Origin of the sequence: Burkholderia aenigmatica (genome assembly GCF_048627025.1) — a bacterium.
Lineage (GTDB): Bacteria > Pseudomonadota > Gammaproteobacteria > Burkholderiales > Burkholderiaceae > Burkholderia > Burkholderia aenigmatica.
In genome coordinates, this window is record NZ_CP184468.1 from 3352071 (window position 1) to 3366923 (window position 14853).

The window sequence follows — 14853 nt, forward strand, 5'->3', positions numbered from 1 at the left end:
GATTCCTGTGGCGCGCGCCGCGCGCCCGACGTCACGCGAGCGCCCCGATCCTGTTCCGATGCCCATGCAGCCTGCCGACCTCCGTCCGAGTCACGCCTTGCCCCGCCACTGGCTGCGGGTGGGCATTGCGCTCGTCGTCGTGCTGGTGCTGCACACGCTCGCCGCGTTCTGGCTGATGCGCAACCGCGACGCGTTCACACCGCCCGAGCCCGCCGAGGTCCCCGTGCAGATCGAGCTGCTGAAACCGCAACCGATCGAGCGCCAGCCCGCACCGCCTGCGCCGAAGCCGGTCGAGCAGCCGGCCGCGCCCGCACCGGCTGCCCCGAAGGCCGCCGCACCGAAACCCGCGCCGGCGCCCGAGCCGGTCCTCACGTCGACGCAAACGGCCGAGCACGGCGAGCCGCCGGCCGCCGCGTCCGCGGCGAGTGGCGTGCCGGGCGTGCCGGGCGCATCGGGCGCGCATGCCGCGTCGGCCGCCGGCGCCGCCAGCGCCACGACGCCGGGCCCCGCGACACAAGGCGTGAAGTTCACCGCACCGCCCTCCGGCGACCTGCAGTACGACACGTTCTACAACGGCATGCAGAACATGATCGGCACGATCCGCTGGCGCACCGACGGGCGTACCTACGACCTGTCGGTGTCGATGCCCGTGCCGTTCGTCGGCCCGTTCACCTATCGCAGCGAAGGCCGCATCGACGCGTTCGGCGTCGCGCCCGACCGCTACGTCGAGAAGCGCGGCAAGCGGCCGGAAGACATCGCGATCTTCAACCGCGAGATCCGGCAGGTCGTGTTCACGCGCACGCCGAACAACGCGCCGCTGCCCGACGGCGTGCAGGACCGCTTCAGCATGCTGATGCAACTGTCGGGGCTCGTGCGCGGCAATCCCGCCGCATACAAGCCGGGCGTCACGCAGCAGTTCTTCGTGATCGACAACAACAGCGGCGAGACCTGGCCGATCACCGTGATCGGCGACGAGCAGGTGCAGACGCAGACCGGCATCATCAACGCGCGGCACTTCATGCGCCTGCCTCGACGCGACGGCGACACGCGCCGGATCGACATGTGGCTCGCGCCGTCGCTCGGCTGGCTGCCCGCGCGGCTCGTGCAGACCGAACCGAACGGCGCGCAGATCGAGCTGTTGTGGCATGGCCGGCTCGCGGCGCCGGGCGCGCCGTCCGACGCGGCATCCGCAGACGGCGCCACGCATGCGCCCGGCGGTGCACCGACGCCCGATGCATCGGCCGCACCGGCCGCGGCACCGGCACAACCCGCGCCGCCGGCCACCGTGCAACCGCCGGCACAACCGGCTGCACCGCCCGCGTCATCGCCTGTCACAACACCTGTCACACCGTGAACTCACGCGCGAACGCGCGCGATTCGGCAATTTCGACCGATTACAGATTTCCTTGAAATCGCCGATGACACTCTTTAACAACTATTTCAGTCCACCGGCCGACAATAGGAAACGTTTCATAGACATCGGCTTCTAACCGATACACCCCATGCAGACGGGAACGGGGTGTGCAGCGCAAGCCCCTTGAAACCGGCAAGGCTCGCCCCACCTAGGGGACAACAAGGCCAGATGCCACTGCGAAGAGGAGTGCCGCCATGCAAATGATCTACAACAGCCCCAACTACTGCGTCGTCGAATTCGCGCCGCAGGCCGGCCACCACCTGATGAATGCCGGCGGATATGAAATCGTCGACAAGAACGCGCAGCGCGAAATCTTCATCGACGGCGAACTTGCCGAACGATTCCGCGCGCACGTGAAGCAGTTGATCGAGGATGAACCGTCGCTCGATGAAGTCGACGAATTCCTCGGACAATTCGACAGCCTGATGATGATGCCCGTCGTGCTGCACTGACGACCCGCGGCCCGGCGCCTCGCGCGGCCGGGTCATTCGCCGCGCAACGACGCGGCGCCGCGAGCACTCCGATCATGCCCCCGCCCGGTTCGCCGTGCGGGGGTTTTCATTTGGCGGCCCACCGGCGCGGCGCCAGGCCGGGCGGGCCCCAGGCGCACCGGCTACAATGACGGTTTTCCCGTCTTCGCCGGTCCTTCGCCCATGTCTGCGACTCCTCTCGCCGCTTCCGTCCCGCTCGACGCGCCCTACACGCGCGGCGCCGCTCTGCCCGCGCTGCTGAAATCGCGCATCCTGATCCTCGACGGCGCGATGGGCACGATGATCCAGCGCTACAAGCTCGACGAAGCCGCGTATCGCGGCGAGCGCTTCAAGGATTTCGCGCGCGACATCAAGGGCAACAACGAACTGCTGTCGATCACGCAGCCGCAGATCATCCGCGAGATCCACGACCAGTACTTCGCGGCCGGCGCCGACATCGTCGAGACCAACACGTTCGGCGCGACGACCGTCGCGCAGTCCGACTACGAGATGGAAGATCTCGTCGTCGAGATGAACATCGAATCGGCAAAGCTCGCACGCGAAGCCGCCGAGAAATACGCGACGCCGGACAAGCCGCGCTTCGTCGCGGGCGCGATCGGGCCGACGCCGAAGACAGCGAGCATCTCGCCGGACGTCAACGATCCGGGCGCACGCAACGTCACGTTCGACGAGCTGCGCACGTCGTACTACCAGCAGGCGAAGGCGCTGCTCGATGGCGGCGTCGACCTGTTCCTCGTCGAGACCATCTTCGACACACTGAATGCGAAGGCTGCGCTGTTCGCGCTCGACGAGCTGTTCGAGGACACCGGCGAGCGCCTGCCGATCATGATCTCGGGCACCGTCACCGATGCGTCCGGCCGGATCCTGTCGGGCCAGACGGTCGAGGCGTTCTGGAATTCGCTGCGCCACGCGAAGCCGCTCACGTTCGGCCTGAACTGCGCGCTCGGCGCGGCGCTGATGCGCCCGTACATCGCCGAGCTCGCGAAGCTGTGCGACACCTACGTGTCGTGCTACCCGAACGCGGGCCTGCCGAACCCGATGGCCGAGACGGGCTTCGACGAAACGCCGGACGTCACGTCGGGCCTGCTGAAGGAATTCGCGCAAGCCGGGCTCGTGAACCTCGCGGGCGGCTGCTGCGGCACGACGCCCGAACACATCGCCGAGATCGCGAAGGCGCTCGCCGACGTGAAGCCGCGCCGCTGGCCGAACCAGTACAGCGACAACGCCTGACCCGACCGCCCACGCCCTTCATCACCAGAATTCGCACCGCCATGACCGATCACATGATGCGCCTTGCCGGCCTCGAGCCGTTCAACGTCACGCCCGGGACGCTCTTCATCAACGTCGGCGAACGCACCAACGTCACCGGCTCGAAGGCGTTCGCGCGCATGATCCTCAACGGCCAGTTCGACGAGGCGCTCGCCGTCGCGCGCCAGCAGGTCGAGAACGGCGCGCAGGTGATCGACATCAACATGGACGAGGCGATGCTCGATTCGAAGGCGGCGATGGTGCGCTTCCTGAATCTCATCGCATCCGAGCCGGACATCGCGCGCGTGCCGATCATGATCGACTCGTCGAAGTGGGAGGTGATCGAGGCGGGCCTGAAGTGCGTGCAGGGCAAGGCGATCGTCAACTCGATCTCGCTGAAGGAAGGCGAGGACGCGTTCCGCCACCACGCGCACCTGATCCGTCGCTACGGCGCGGCGGCCGTCGTGATGGCGTTCGACGAGACCGGCCAGGCCGACACCTACGAGCGCAAGATCGAGATCTGCACGCGCTCGTACAACTTCCTCGTGAACGAAGTCGGCTTCCCGCCGGAAGACATCATCTTCGACCCGAACATCTTCGCGGTCGCGACCGGCATCGAGGAGCACAACAACTACGCGGTCGACTTCATCGAGGCGACCCGCTGGATCAAGCAGAACCTGCCGCACGCGAAGATCAGCGGCGGCGTGTCGAACGTGTCGTTCTCGTTCCGCGGCAACGACCCGGTGCGCGAGGCGATCCACACCGTGTTCCTGTACCACGCGATCCAGGCGGGGATGGACATGGGCATCGTCAACGCGGGCCAGCTCGGCGTGTATGCCGACCTCGATCCGGAGCTGCGCGAGCGCGTCGAGGACGTGATCCTGAACCGCCGCGACGATTCGACCGACCGCCTGCTCGAGATCGCCGACAAGTTCAAGGCAGGGGGTACGAAAAAGGAAGAGAACCTCGAGTGGCGCAACCAGCCGGTCGAGAAGCGGCTCTCGCATGCGCTGGTGCACGGCATCACGAACTTCATCGTCGAAGATACCGAAGAAGTGCGCGCGAAGATCGCCGCGGCCGGTGGCCGACCGATCAACGTGATCGAAGGGCCGCTGATGGACGGGATGAACATCGTCGGCGACCTGTTCGGCCAGGGCAAGATGTTCCTGCCGCAGGTGGTGAAGTCGGCGCGCGTGATGAAGCAGGCGGTCGCGCACCTGATCCCGTTCATCGAGGAAGAAAAGCGTCTGCTCGCGGAAGCGGGCGGCGACGTGCGCGCGAAGGGCAAGATCGTCATCGCGACCGTGAAGGGCGACGTGCACGACATCGGCAAGAACATCGTGTCGGTCGTGCTCCAGTGCAACAACTTCGAAGTCGTCAACATGGGCGTGATGGTCCCGTGCAACGAGATCCTCGCGAAGGCGAAAGTCGAGGGCGCGGACATCATCGGGCTGTCGGGCCTCATCACGCCGAGCCTCGAGGAAATGGCTTACGTCGCGTCGGAAATGCAGCGCGACGACTACTTCCGCGTGAAGAAGATCCCGCTCTTGATCGGCGGCGCCACGACGTCGCGCGTGCACACGGCCGTGAAGATCGCGCCGCACTACGAAGGCCCGGTGGTCTACGTGCCGGACGCGTCGCGCTCGGTGTCGGTCGCGTCCAGCCTGCTGTCCGACGAAGGCGCGACGAAGTACCTCGACGAGCTGAAGTCCGACTACGAACGCATCCGCGACCAGCACGCGAACCGCAAGGTGCAGCCGATGGTCACGCTCGCCGAAGCGCGCGCGAACAAGACCAAGGTCGACTGGGCGGGCTACCAGCCGGTGAAGCCGAAGTTCATCGGCCGCCGCGTGTTCAAGAACTACGACCTGAACGAGCTCGCGCAGTACATCGACTGGGGCCCGTTCTTCCAGACCTGGGACCTCGCGGGCCCGTACCCGGCGATCCTGAACGACGAGATCGTCGGCGAATCGGCGCGGCGCGTGTTCTCCGACGCGAAATCGATGCTCGCGCGCCTGATCCAGGGCCGCTGGCTGACCGCGAGCGGCGTGCTCTCGCTGCTGCCGGCGAATACCGTCAACGACGACGACATCGAGATCTACAGCGACGAATCGCGCTCGGAAGTGCTGCTCACGTGGCGCAACCTGCGCCAGCAGAGCGTGCGCCCGGTGGTCGACGGCGTGATGCGGCCGAACCGCTCGCTCGCCGACTTCATCGCGCCGAAGGAATCCGGTGTCGCCGACTACATCGGGATGTTCGCGGTGACGGCCGGCCTCGGCGTCGACGTGAAGGAAAAGCAGTTCGAAGCCGACCACGACGACTACAGCGCGATCATGCTGAAGGCGCTCGCCGACCGCTTCGCGGAAGCTTTCGCGGAAGCGATGCACGCTCGCGTGCGGCGCGAGCTGTGGGGCTACGCGAGCGGTGAAACGCTCGACAACGAAGCGCTGATCGCGGAAAAGTACGCGGGCATCCGCCCGGCACCCGGCTACCCGGCCTGCCCCGACCACCTCGTGAAGCGCGACATGTTCGACGTGCTGCGCGCGGACGAGATCGGCATGAGCGTGACCGACTCGCTGGCGATGCTGCCGGCGGCGAGCGTGTCGGGCTTCTATCTCGCGCATCCGGACAGTACCTACTTCTCGGTCGGCAAAATCGGGCAGGATCAGCTCGAGGACTACGCGCAGCGCATGGCGCTGTCGCTCGACGACGCGCGCCGCGCGCTCGCGCCGCAGCTCTGATCACGCCGCTTTCATCAGACAAAATAAAAAGCCCGCTCGGAAGCGGGCTTTTTCTTGTCTTACTAACCTTTCGTACTGCCGGGCAAGGAAGCTCAGAAACCCCAGTGCACGTCGGCCTGGCCGGCCTTCGCTTCGCGCAGCATCGTGAGGAACGGCGCGACGCGCTGTGCCAGGCTCGGCGGCACTTCGTGGTGCGAGTGGTCGGCTTCGTCCTCGTGGAAATGGCCGGCATGCTCGGCGCGTTCCTGCTTCGCCTGCGCGACCGCGCCTTCCAGCTTGGCGATCGCGTGGTCCAGCTCGTCGTGCGTAATCACACCGCGCTCGCCCAGCTGCTTGCCGACGAGACCCAGCACATACACGGCGAAATCCTTCAGCACGTCGAGATCCTGTGCCGCCTTGCTCTTGAACGTAATCATGACAATTCCCTTTTCATCTTGTTGTGCCTGCGCAGCGCGGTTGGGGAACGCCGGCAGACCGGCGTCCGGCCTCGCGGACACGGGCCGCCTGAGCGGCATATTAGCACCTGTTAAAATTCTGCGATCCCTGAAACGCGCGCTTAAAAAGCGTGCCGGCGGGCCGGCGTTTCCGGCCGCCACCAACGAAGCCTTCTACCAGCATGCTGCCAGCACACAAACAGACCCTCGAAGCCCTGCTCGCGGATAGCGTCAAGCAGGTCGCACACGCGCTGAAAGGCGCCGACGCGGCATTCGTCGCCCCCGTCATCACGCTGGAGCGCCCGAAGGTCGCCGCGCACGGCGACGTCGCGTGCAACGTCGCGATGCAGCTCGCGAAGCCGCTCGGCACGAACCCGCGCCAGCTCGCCGAGCAGATCGTCGCCGCCCTCACCGCCCAGCCGGGCGCGCAAGGCCTCGTCGAAGCCGCCGAGATCGCCGGCCCCGGCTTCATCAACCTGCGCCTGTCGGCCGCCGCGAAGCAGGCGGTGATCGCCGCCGTGTTCGACCAGGGCCGCGCGTTCGGCACGTCGGATCGCGAGAAAGGCAAGCAAGTGTTGCTCGAATTCGTGTCGGCCAACCCGACCGGCCCGCTGCACGTCGGCCACGGCCGCCAGGCCGCGCTCGGCGACGTGCTCGCGAACGTGATCGCGAGCCAGGGCTACGCGGTGCACCGCGAGTTCTACTACAACGACGCGGGCGTGCAGATCGGCAACCTCGCGATCTCGACGCAGGCGCGCGCACGCGGCCTGAAGCCGGGCGACGCGGGCTGGCCGGAAGCCGCGTACAACGGCGAATACATCGCCGACATCGCACGCGACTTCCTGAACGGCGAAACGGTCGCGGCGTCGGACGGCGAGCCGGTCAAGGGCACGGGCGACGTCGAGGATCTCGACGCGATCCGCAAGTTCGCGGTCACGTACCTGCGTCGCGAGCAGGACATGGACCTGCAGGCGTTCGGCGTGAAGTTCGACCAGTACTACCTCGAGTCGTCGCTGTACAGCGAAGGCCGCGTCGAGAAGACGGTCGACGCGCTGATCAAGGCCGGCATGACCTACGAGCAGGACGGCGCGCTGTGGCTGCGCACGACCGACGAAGGCGACGACAAGGATCGCGTGATGCGCAAGTCGGACGGCACGTACACGTACTTCGTGCCGGACGTCGCGTACCACGTGACGAAGTGGGAGCGCGGCTTCACCAAGGTGATCAACATCCAGGGTTCGGACCACCACGGCACGATCGCGCGCGTGCGCGCGGGCCTGCAGGGGCTGCACATCGGGATCCCGAAGGGCTATCCCGACTACGTGCTGCACAAGATGGTCACCGTGATGCGCGACGGCCAGGAAGTGAAGATTTCGAAGCGCGCGGGCAGCTACGTGACGGTGCGCGACCTGATCGAATGGTCGGGCGGCGCGGCGGCGGGCCAGGAAGCGGCGCCCGACCTGATCGACGAAGCGACCATCACGCGCGGCCGTGACGCGGTGCGGTTCTTCCTGATCTCGCGCAAGGCCGATACCGAGTTCGTGTTCGACATCGACCTCGCGCTGAAACAGAACGACGAAAACCCGGTCTATTACGTCCAGTACGCGCATGCGCGGATCTGCTCGGTGCTCAACGAGCTGAAGTCGCGCTACAACGTCGACGTCGCGCAGCTGCCGGGCGCCGACCTGGCGCAGCTGACGAGCGCGCAAGCGGCGTCGCTGATGCAGAAGCTGGCCGAGTACCCGGACATGCTCACGCACGCGGCCAACGAGCTGGCGCCGCACGCGGTCGCGTTCTACCTGCGCGACCTCGCTGGCGAATTCCACTCGTTCTACAATGCGGAGCGCGTGCTGGTCGACGACGAAGCACCGCGTAATGCGCGCGCCGCGCTCCTCGCCGCGACCCGGCAGGTGCTCGAGAACGGTCTGGCGGTGCTCGGCGTGTCCGCGCCCGCCAAGATGTAACGCAGCAAGCGGCCCGAATCGGGCAGCGAATGGCCGCAGCGGGAGCGCCCGCCGCGGCCTTTTCACGATTCTTTTTGCAGGTGACTCAAGCAATGGCACAACCACGCCGAACTTCGAAGCAATCGAAACAAGCCGGAGGGACATTTCTTGGAATCGTGCTGGGCCTGATCGTCGGCCTCGCGATCGCCGTGGTGGTGGCGCTCTACATCACGCGCTCCCCGTCGCCGTTCGTGTCGAAGGTCGCGCCGCCGCCGGCCGACAACGGCGCGAGCCAGCCGCAGCAGTTCGATCCGAACCGCGCGCTGCAGGGCAAGACGCCCGGCCAGCCGGTGCCGCAGGCCGCGCAGCCCGCGCCGCCGAACACCGCGCCTGGCCAGGCCGCGAACCAGACCCAGGGCGGCCTGCTGCCCGAACCGCAGATCGTCGAAGTGCCGCCGTCGGCCAACGGGTCGAGCGGCTCGAACAATACCGGCAGCTCGAACGGCACGACCGCGTCGAACAATCCGTCGTCGGGCAACGGCGTCGCCGTCGCGCCGAAGCCGGCCGACACCACGCCGCCGCCGAAGAAGACGCAGCAAGCGCAGCAACAACAGCAACAGCAGCAACAACAGCGCCCGCAGCAGCAGTCCGGCGGCGAGGACGACCTCGCGCGCTTCGCCGCGCAGAAGCAGGCCCAGCAAGCCGCCGCGCAAAAGCAGCAACAGCAGCAACTGGCCGCGAACACGCCGAAGCCGACCTCGTCGGCCACGGCCGCCGCGGCAGCGAAGCCGCCGACCGCGAACGACGCGAATACCGGCTACTTCCTGCAGGTGGGCGCGTACAAGACGGAAGGCGACGCCGAGCAGCAGCGCGCGCGCCTCGGTTTCCAGGGCTTCGAGTCGAAGGTGTCGAAGCGGGATGTCAGCGGCGTGACCTATTTCCGCGTACGCGTCGGCCCGTTCTCGAAGTTCGAGGAGATGAACTCGGCCCGCCAGCGCCTGTCCGATGCAGGTGTCGACACGGCGGTGATCCGTTTCACGAAGCAGTAAGCAACCGGCCGAGCCCACTCAGAACCCGTTACGTTCCGTAACCCGAGCAACTGATTCGACGTTCACAACATGAAAAAACTGCTTAGCACGCTCCTTCTGTCCCTGGGCCTGGCCGCCGGTCTCGCGCAGGCTTCGCCTGCCGCGCCGGTCGCCGGCAAGGACTTCGAGGTGATGAAGTCGCCGCAGCCGGTGTCCGCGCCGGCCGGCAAGGTCGAGGTGATCGAGTTCTTCTGGTACGGCTGCCCGCACTGCTACGAATTCGAGCCGACGATCGAGGCCTGGGTGAAGAAGCAAGGCAACAACATCGACTTCAAGCGCGTCCCGGTCGCATTCCGTGACGATTTCGTCCCGCACTCGAAGCTGTTCTACGCGGTGTCCGCGCTCGGCATCTCCGAGAAGGTCACGCCGGCGATCTTCAACGCGATCCACAAGCAGAAGAACTACCTGCTGACGCCGCAGGCGCAGGCCGACTTCCTGGCCACGCAGGGCGTCGACAAGAAGCAGTTCATGGACGCGTACAACTCGTTCAGCGTGCAGGGCGAAGTCAACCAGTCGGCCAAGCTGCTGAAGGACTACGCGATCGACGGCGTGCCGACGGTCGTCGTCCAGGGCAAGTACAAGACGGGCCCCGCTTACGCGAACAGCATCCCGGGCACCGCCCAGGTGCTGGACTTCCTCGTGAAGCAGGTTCAGGACAAGAAGCTCTGATCCCCGCCCGCGCGCCGGCATGACTACTCCGCTGAAGGTCTTCATCACCGGCGCATCGAGCGGCCTCGGCCTCGCGATGGCCGAGGAATACGCCCGCCAGGGCGCCACGCTCGCACTCGTCGCGCGACGCACCGATGCGCTCGATGCGTTTGCGCAGCGCTTCCCGAAGCTGTCCATCTCCGTCTATTCCGCCGACGTGCGCGATGCCGACGCGCTCGCGACGGCCGCCGCGTCGTTCATCGCGACGCACGGCTGCCCCGACGTCGTGATCGCGAACGCGGGCATCAGCCAGGGCGCCGTCACGGGCCAGGGCGATCTCGCGACGTTCCGCGACGTGATGGACATCAACTACTACGGGATGGTCGCGACGTTCGAGCCGTTCGTCGGCCCGATGACGGCTACGCGCCACGGCACGCTGGTCGGTGTCGCGAGCGTCGCCGGCGTGCGCGGCCTGCCCGGCTCCGGCGCGTACAGCGCGTCGAAATCGGCCGCGATCAAGTATCTCGAAGCGCTGCGCGTCGAGCTGCGGCCGGCCGGCGTCGGCGTCGTGACGATCGCGCCCGGCTACATCCGCACGCCGATGACCGCGCACAACCCGTACCGGATGCCGTTCCTGATGGACGCCGACCGCTTCGCCGCGCGTGCGGCCCAGGCGATCGCGCGACAGCGCGCGTTCCGCGTGATTCCGTGGCAGATGGGTGTCGTCGCGAAGGTGCTGCACGTGCTGCCGCGCTGGCTGTACGACCGCCTGTTCGAAAAGGCGCCGCGCAAGCCGAAGGCCGGCGCGCACTGACACGCCAGCGAGCCGCCGGCCCGCGAAGCTTCGCGGGCCGCCTCTCCGCCTCTCCGCCTCTCCGCCTCTCCGTCTCTCCGTCTCTCCGTCTCTCCGTCTCTCCGTCTCTCCGTCTCTCCGTCTCTCCGTCTCTCCGTCTCTCCGTCTCTCCGTCTCTCCGTCTCTCCGTCTCTCCGTCTCTCCGTCTCTCCGTCTCTCCGTCTCTCCGTCTCTCCGTCTCTTCGTCTCTCCGTCTCTTCGCTTCACCGCGTCACCGCACCGACGCCTGGCCGCTTCGACGCTTCGATTCGCGACACACCCGCACCGCTCCCGCGCCGGCCCCGACGCGCCGCCGCCCTGCTTGCCCAGCGCCAGCTCTCCGCCGTCCGCAGCCTCCTCCCCGCCCGCCGCCCCAACACCCGTTCCGTCGCGAACGCAGCCGTTTTTCGGTCAATTCGCCGCGTTCAGGCGCCTTTTTTCACGCGTCGCGCGCTTTGACGGTATGCTATTCGCCAGCCGCGCCGGCCCTGTCCGCTTCCGGGCCGCGCCCGCATCCCGTCACCCAGCAAAAAACACAAGCCACGTGGGAGATCCTATGCAGGTCAAGCTGTTCGCCACGGCCGCGCTCGCCGCCGCCCTCGCCGTCCCCGGCCTCGTCGCCGCCAAGCCGCTCACCGTCTGCACGGAATCGAGCCCGGACGGCTTCGACGTCGTGCAGTACAACTCGCTCGTCACGACCAACGCATCGGCCGACGTGATCTTCAACACGCTCGTGTCGTACGACGAAGCCGCGAAGAAAGTCGCGCCCGCGCTCGCCGACAAATGGGACGCGAGCGCCGACGGCCTCACGTACACGTTCCACCTGCGCCCGAACGTCGCGTTCCAGACCACCGAGTACTTCAAGCCGACCCGCACGCTCAACGCGGACGACGTCGTGTTCACGTTCAGCCGGATGCTCGACGATGCGAACCCGTGGCACAAGGTGGCCGGCGCGAGCGGTTTCCCGCACGCGCAGTCGATGGGCCTCGTGAAGCTCGTGAAGTCGGTCACGAAGGTCGACGACAGCACCGTGAAGTTCGTGCTGAACGAGCCGAACGCGACCTTCGTGCCGATCCTGACGATGGGCTTCGCGTCGATCTACTCGGCCGAATACGCGGACCAGCTGCTGAAGGCCGGCAAGCAGGCCGACCTGAATGCGAAGCCGGTCGGCACGGGCCCGTTCGTGCTGAAGAGCTACACGAAGGACGCGCTGATCCGCTACGACGTGAACCCAACCTACTGGGGCACGAAGCCGAAGGTCGACCGGCTGATCTATGCGATCACGCCCGACCCGTCGGTGCGCCTGCAGAAGGTGAAGGCCGGCGAATGCCAGATCGCGCTGTCGCCGAAGCCGCAGGACGTGCTCGCGGCGAAGGGCGAAAGCGCGCTGAAGGTCGTGCAGACGCCCGCGTTCATGACCGCGTTCGTCGCGCTGAACACGCAGAAGAAGCCGCTCGACAGCGACAAGGTGCGCGAAGCGCTGAACCTCGCGTTCGACCGCGCGACCTACCTGAAGGTCGTGTTCGACAACACCGCGACGGCCGCGAACAACCCGTATCCGCCGAACACGTGGAGCTACGCGAAGGACGTCGCGCCGTACGCGTACGATCCCGCGAAGGCGAAGCAGCTGCTCGCGCAGGCCGGCTTCCCGAACGGCTTCTCGACGACGATCTGGACGCGCCCGACCGGCAGCGTGCTGAACCCGAATCCGAAGGTCGGTGCGGAGCTGCTGCAGGCCGACCTCGCGAAGATCGGCGTGAAGGCCGAGGTCAAGGTGATCGAATGGGGCGAGCTGATCAAGCAGGCGAAGCTCGGCCAGCATGACATGCTGTTCATGGGCTGGGCCGGCGACAACGGCGATCCGGACAACTACCTGTCGCCGCTGTTCAGCTGCAACGCGGTGAAATCGGGCATCAACTTTGCGCGCTTCTGCGACGCGCAGCTCGACAAGCTGATCGCCGACGGCAAGTCGACCGCCGACCAGGCCAAGCGCGCGAAGCTGTACGAAGCGGCGCAGAAGATCATCCACGACCAGGCGCTGTGGATTCCGCTCGGCTATCCGACCGCGGCCGCGCTCACGCGCACGAACGTGAGCGGCTATCACGTGAGCCCGTTCGGGCGGCAGAACTTCACGACCGTCGCCGTGCAGTAACGCGACCCTCGCGCGTGGCGCGCAAGCGACGGTGCGTCGGGCCGTCGCTTGCGGCCCGCGCGCCACGCGCGCTACACTGCGCGCTCATTCCTCATACCGGACGCCAGCCAAAGTGAACAACTAAGCCTTCCCAAAATGTTTTCGCCGCCGTGCCACGCACGCCGCGCGCGAAGGTCTTCACGCATTTTTGGAGGTGCTTATGGCTGCTGCCACGCCCACCGGCGCGCTCGTCGCGCTTCATCACGTTTCCTTCCGCTTCGACGACGGCGTCACGCTGTTCGATTCGCTCGACCTCTCCATCGACCGCACGCCGACCGGCATCGTCGGCCGCAACGGCATCGGCAAGAGCCAGCTCGCGCAACTGATCGCGGGGCGCTGCGCACCGAGTTCGGGAACGATCGACCGGCACACGCCAGTCGTCTACGTCGCGCAGCAGCATGACGACGACACTGCGTCGGCCGGCCCGCGAACCGTCGCGCAGATCGCCGCGCTCGACGCGCCGCTCGGCGCACTCGCGCGTCTCGCCGACGGCCGCGCGGAACCGCACGACTTCGACCTGATCGGCGATCGCTGGGATCTCGCGGAGCGGCTGCGCACCGCGCTCGACGCGGCCGGCCTGCACGACGTACAACCCGATACGCCCGCGCACGCACTGAGCGGCGGGCAGCTTGCGCGCGTCGCGCTGATCGGCGCGCTGCTGTCCGGCGCGGGCCTGCTCGTGCTCGACGAACCGACCAACCATCTCGACACACCGGGCCGCGCGTGGCTGCGCGCGGCGCTCGACGGCTGGCGCGGCGGCCTCGTCATCGTGAGCCATGATCGTGCGCTGCTCGCCGACGTGCAGCGCATCGTCGAGCTGACGCCGCAAGGCGTGCGCTCGTTCGGCGGCAACTACGCGCTCTACCGCGCGCAGCGCGACGCGGAACAGGATGCCGCGCAGTCTGCGCTCGACAACGCGCGTGCCGAACGCGGGCGCGTCAGGCGCAGGCTCGAACAGGAACACGACACGATCCAGCGTCACGCGGCTGCGTCGCTGCGCGACGCGAAGACAGCCAACCTGTCATCGATGGCAAAACAGAGCCGCAAGGGTGCGGCACGCAGCATCATGGGCACGGTGCGGCGCCACCAGAATGAATTCAAGGCGACGCTCGACGAACGCGTGCAGGAAGCGGCCGCGCGCGTCGAAGCCGATGCGCCCGTGCTCGTGTCGCTGCCGGGCACCGAGGTCAGCGCACGCCGCCAGCTGTTCACGCTCGAAGGTGCGCAACTGCCGTGGCGCATCGCCAACGATGGCGACGCGATCACGTGGTCGGCCAGCGGCCCGGTACGCGTCGCATTGACCGGCCCGAACGGCTGCGGCAAATCGACGTTGCTGCGAATGCTCGCGGGCGAGCTTGCGCCGCGTTCAGGCGCATGCACGACACACGTGAGCGCCGCGTATCTCGACCAGCGGCTCGCGCTGCTCGATCCCGAGCGTTCGATCGTCGAGCAACTGGGGCTGCTCGATACGCCGCTCGCCGAAGGCGACCTGCGCAGCCGGCTCGCGCTGCTGCAGCTCGACGCGGCACGCGCCACGCAGCCGGCGCGGCAACTGAGCGGCGGCGAGCGGCTGAAGGCCGCGCTCGCGTGCGCGTTATGGCGCGGCACGCCCGCGCAACTGCTGCTGCTCGACGAGCCGACCAACCATCTGGATCTCGAATCGGTGCGTGCGATCGAAGCCGCACTGGCCGGCTTCCCCGGGGCGATCGTGGTCGCGTCGCACGACACCGCGTTTCTCGCGGCGCTCGACCCGACGCACACGATGCAATGGCATCGCGACGGGTGGCGCTACGAACCCGTCGCATGAGGAGAACGACGCGGTA

The 14853-nt window shown here is 67.3% G+C and carries 11 protein-coding genes; 10 read left to right on the forward strand and 1 reads right to left on the reverse strand.

Annotated features, from left to right (window positions below; genetic code table 11):
• The first annotated feature begins 58 nt into the window (after positions 1–58).
• The 4 genes from ACN8ZM_RS15700 to metH all read left to right on the forward strand — a co-directional run bounded on the left by ACN8ZM_RS15700 (position 59) and on the right by metH (position 5894).
• Positions 59–1354 (forward strand): DUF3108 domain-containing protein, encoded by a 1296-nt coding sequence (locus ACN8ZM_RS15700; RefSeq protein ID WP_420210267.1) that lies wholly within the window; start codon positions 59–61, stop codon positions 1352–1354.
• 254 nt (positions 1355–1608) lie between these two features.
• The gene (locus ACN8ZM_RS15705) at positions 1609–1866 is read left to right on the forward strand and encodes a DUF3567 domain-containing protein (protein WP_006477667.1); all 258 of its coding nucleotides are present in this window, start codon (positions 1609–1611) and stop codon (positions 1864–1866) included.
• Positions 1867–2067: 201 nt separating this feature from the next.
• Positions 2068–3135 (forward strand): homocysteine S-methyltransferase family protein, encoded by a 1068-nt coding sequence (locus ACN8ZM_RS15710; RefSeq protein ID WP_043187112.1) that lies wholly within the window; start codon positions 2068–2070, stop codon positions 3133–3135.
• 41 nt (positions 3136–3176) lie between these two features.
• Entirely contained in the window at positions 3177–5894 is a 2718-nt protein-coding gene (metH, locus tag ACN8ZM_RS15715) for a methionine synthase (RefSeq protein WP_420210268.1), read from the forward strand.
• 92 nt (positions 5895–5986) lie between these two features.
• Here the strand turns inward: metH and ACN8ZM_RS15720 are convergent, their stop codons facing one another.
• Positions 5987–6310 carry a DUF1840 domain-containing protein gene (locus tag ACN8ZM_RS15720; protein WP_043187107.1) on the reverse strand — a complete coding sequence of 108 codons (324 nt, stop codon included), beginning with the start codon at positions 6308–6310 and terminating at the stop codon, positions 5987–5989.
• A 200-nt stretch (positions 6311–6510) separates the two neighbouring features.
• Between ACN8ZM_RS15720 and argS the strand changes: the two genes are divergently transcribed.
• From argS to ACN8ZM_RS15750, 6 genes are all read left to right on the forward strand, one after another.
• Positions 6511–8292, forward strand: coding sequence for an arginine--tRNA ligase (gene argS, locus ACN8ZM_RS15725; protein WP_420210269.1), 1782 nt, complete (start codon positions 6511–6513; stop codon positions 8290–8292).
• Positions 8293–8384: 92 nt separating this feature from the next.
• Positions 8385–9320: an SPOR domain-containing protein gene (locus tag ACN8ZM_RS15730; protein ID WP_043187103.1), complete on the forward strand. Its 936-nt coding sequence runs from the start codon at positions 8385–8387 to the stop codon at positions 9318–9320.
• Positions 9321–9389: 69 nt separating this feature from the next.
• Positions 9390–10028 carry a thiol:disulfide interchange protein DsbA/DsbL gene (locus ACN8ZM_RS15735; protein WP_011353364.1) on the forward strand — a complete coding sequence of 213 codons (639 nt, stop codon included), beginning with the start codon at positions 9390–9392 and terminating at the stop codon, positions 10026–10028.
• Between the two features lie 19 nt (positions 10029–10047).
• Positions 10048–10821 (forward strand): SDR family oxidoreductase, encoded by a 774-nt coding sequence (locus ACN8ZM_RS15740; protein WP_420210270.1) that lies wholly within the window; start codon positions 10048–10050, stop codon positions 10819–10821.
• A gap of 574 nt (positions 10822–11395) precedes the next feature.
• Complete coding sequence (locus ACN8ZM_RS15745) at positions 11396–12991, forward strand: ABC transporter substrate-binding protein (protein WP_043187100.1); 1596 nt, start codon at positions 11396–11398, stop codon at positions 12989–12991.
• A 199-nt stretch (positions 12992–13190) separates the two neighbouring features.
• Positions 13191–14837 carry an ABC-F family ATP-binding cassette domain-containing protein gene (locus ACN8ZM_RS15750; protein ID WP_420210271.1) on the forward strand — a complete coding sequence of 549 codons (1647 nt, stop codon included), beginning with the start codon at positions 13191–13193 and terminating at the stop codon, positions 14835–14837.
• Positions 14838–14853 lie beyond the last annotated feature (16 nt).

Coding starts and splice junctions, on each gene's coding strand:
- ACN8ZM_RS15740 (WP_420210270.1), top strand. CDS start 10,048: ATGACTACTCCGCTGAAGGTCTTCATCACCGGCGCATCGAGCGGCCTC.
- ACN8ZM_RS15745 (WP_043187100.1), top strand. CDS start 11,396: ATGCAGGTCAAGCTGTTCGCCACGGCCGCGCTCGCCGCCGCCCTCGCC.
- ACN8ZM_RS15705 (WP_006477667.1), top strand. CDS start 1,609: ATGCAAATGATCTACAACAGCCCCAACTACTGCGTCGTCGAATTCGCG.
- ACN8ZM_RS15720 (WP_043187107.1), bottom strand. CDS start 6,310: ATGATTACGTTCAAGAGCAAGGCGGCACAGGATCTCGACGTGCTGAAG.
- ACN8ZM_RS15730 (WP_043187103.1), top strand. CDS start 8,385: ATGGCACAACCACGCCGAACTTCGAAGCAATCGAAACAAGCCGGAGGG.
- metH (WP_420210268.1), top strand. CDS start 3,177: ATGACCGATCACATGATGCGCCTTGCCGGCCTCGAGCCGTTCAACGTC.
- ACN8ZM_RS15735 (WP_011353364.1), top strand. CDS start 9,390: ATGAAAAAACTGCTTAGCACGCTCCTTCTGTCCCTGGGCCTGGCCGCC.
- ACN8ZM_RS15700 (WP_420210267.1), top strand. CDS start 59: ATGCCCATGCAGCCTGCCGACCTCCGTCCGAGTCACGCCTTGCCCCGC.
- argS (WP_420210269.1), top strand. CDS start 6,511: ATGCTGCCAGCACACAAACAGACCCTCGAAGCCCTGCTCGCGGATAGC.
- ACN8ZM_RS15710 (WP_043187112.1), top strand. CDS start 2,068: ATGTCTGCGACTCCTCTCGCCGCTTCCGTCCCGCTCGACGCGCCCTAC.
- ACN8ZM_RS15750 (WP_420210271.1), top strand. CDS start 13,191: ATGGCTGCTGCCACGCCCACCGGCGCGCTCGTCGCGCTTCATCACGTT.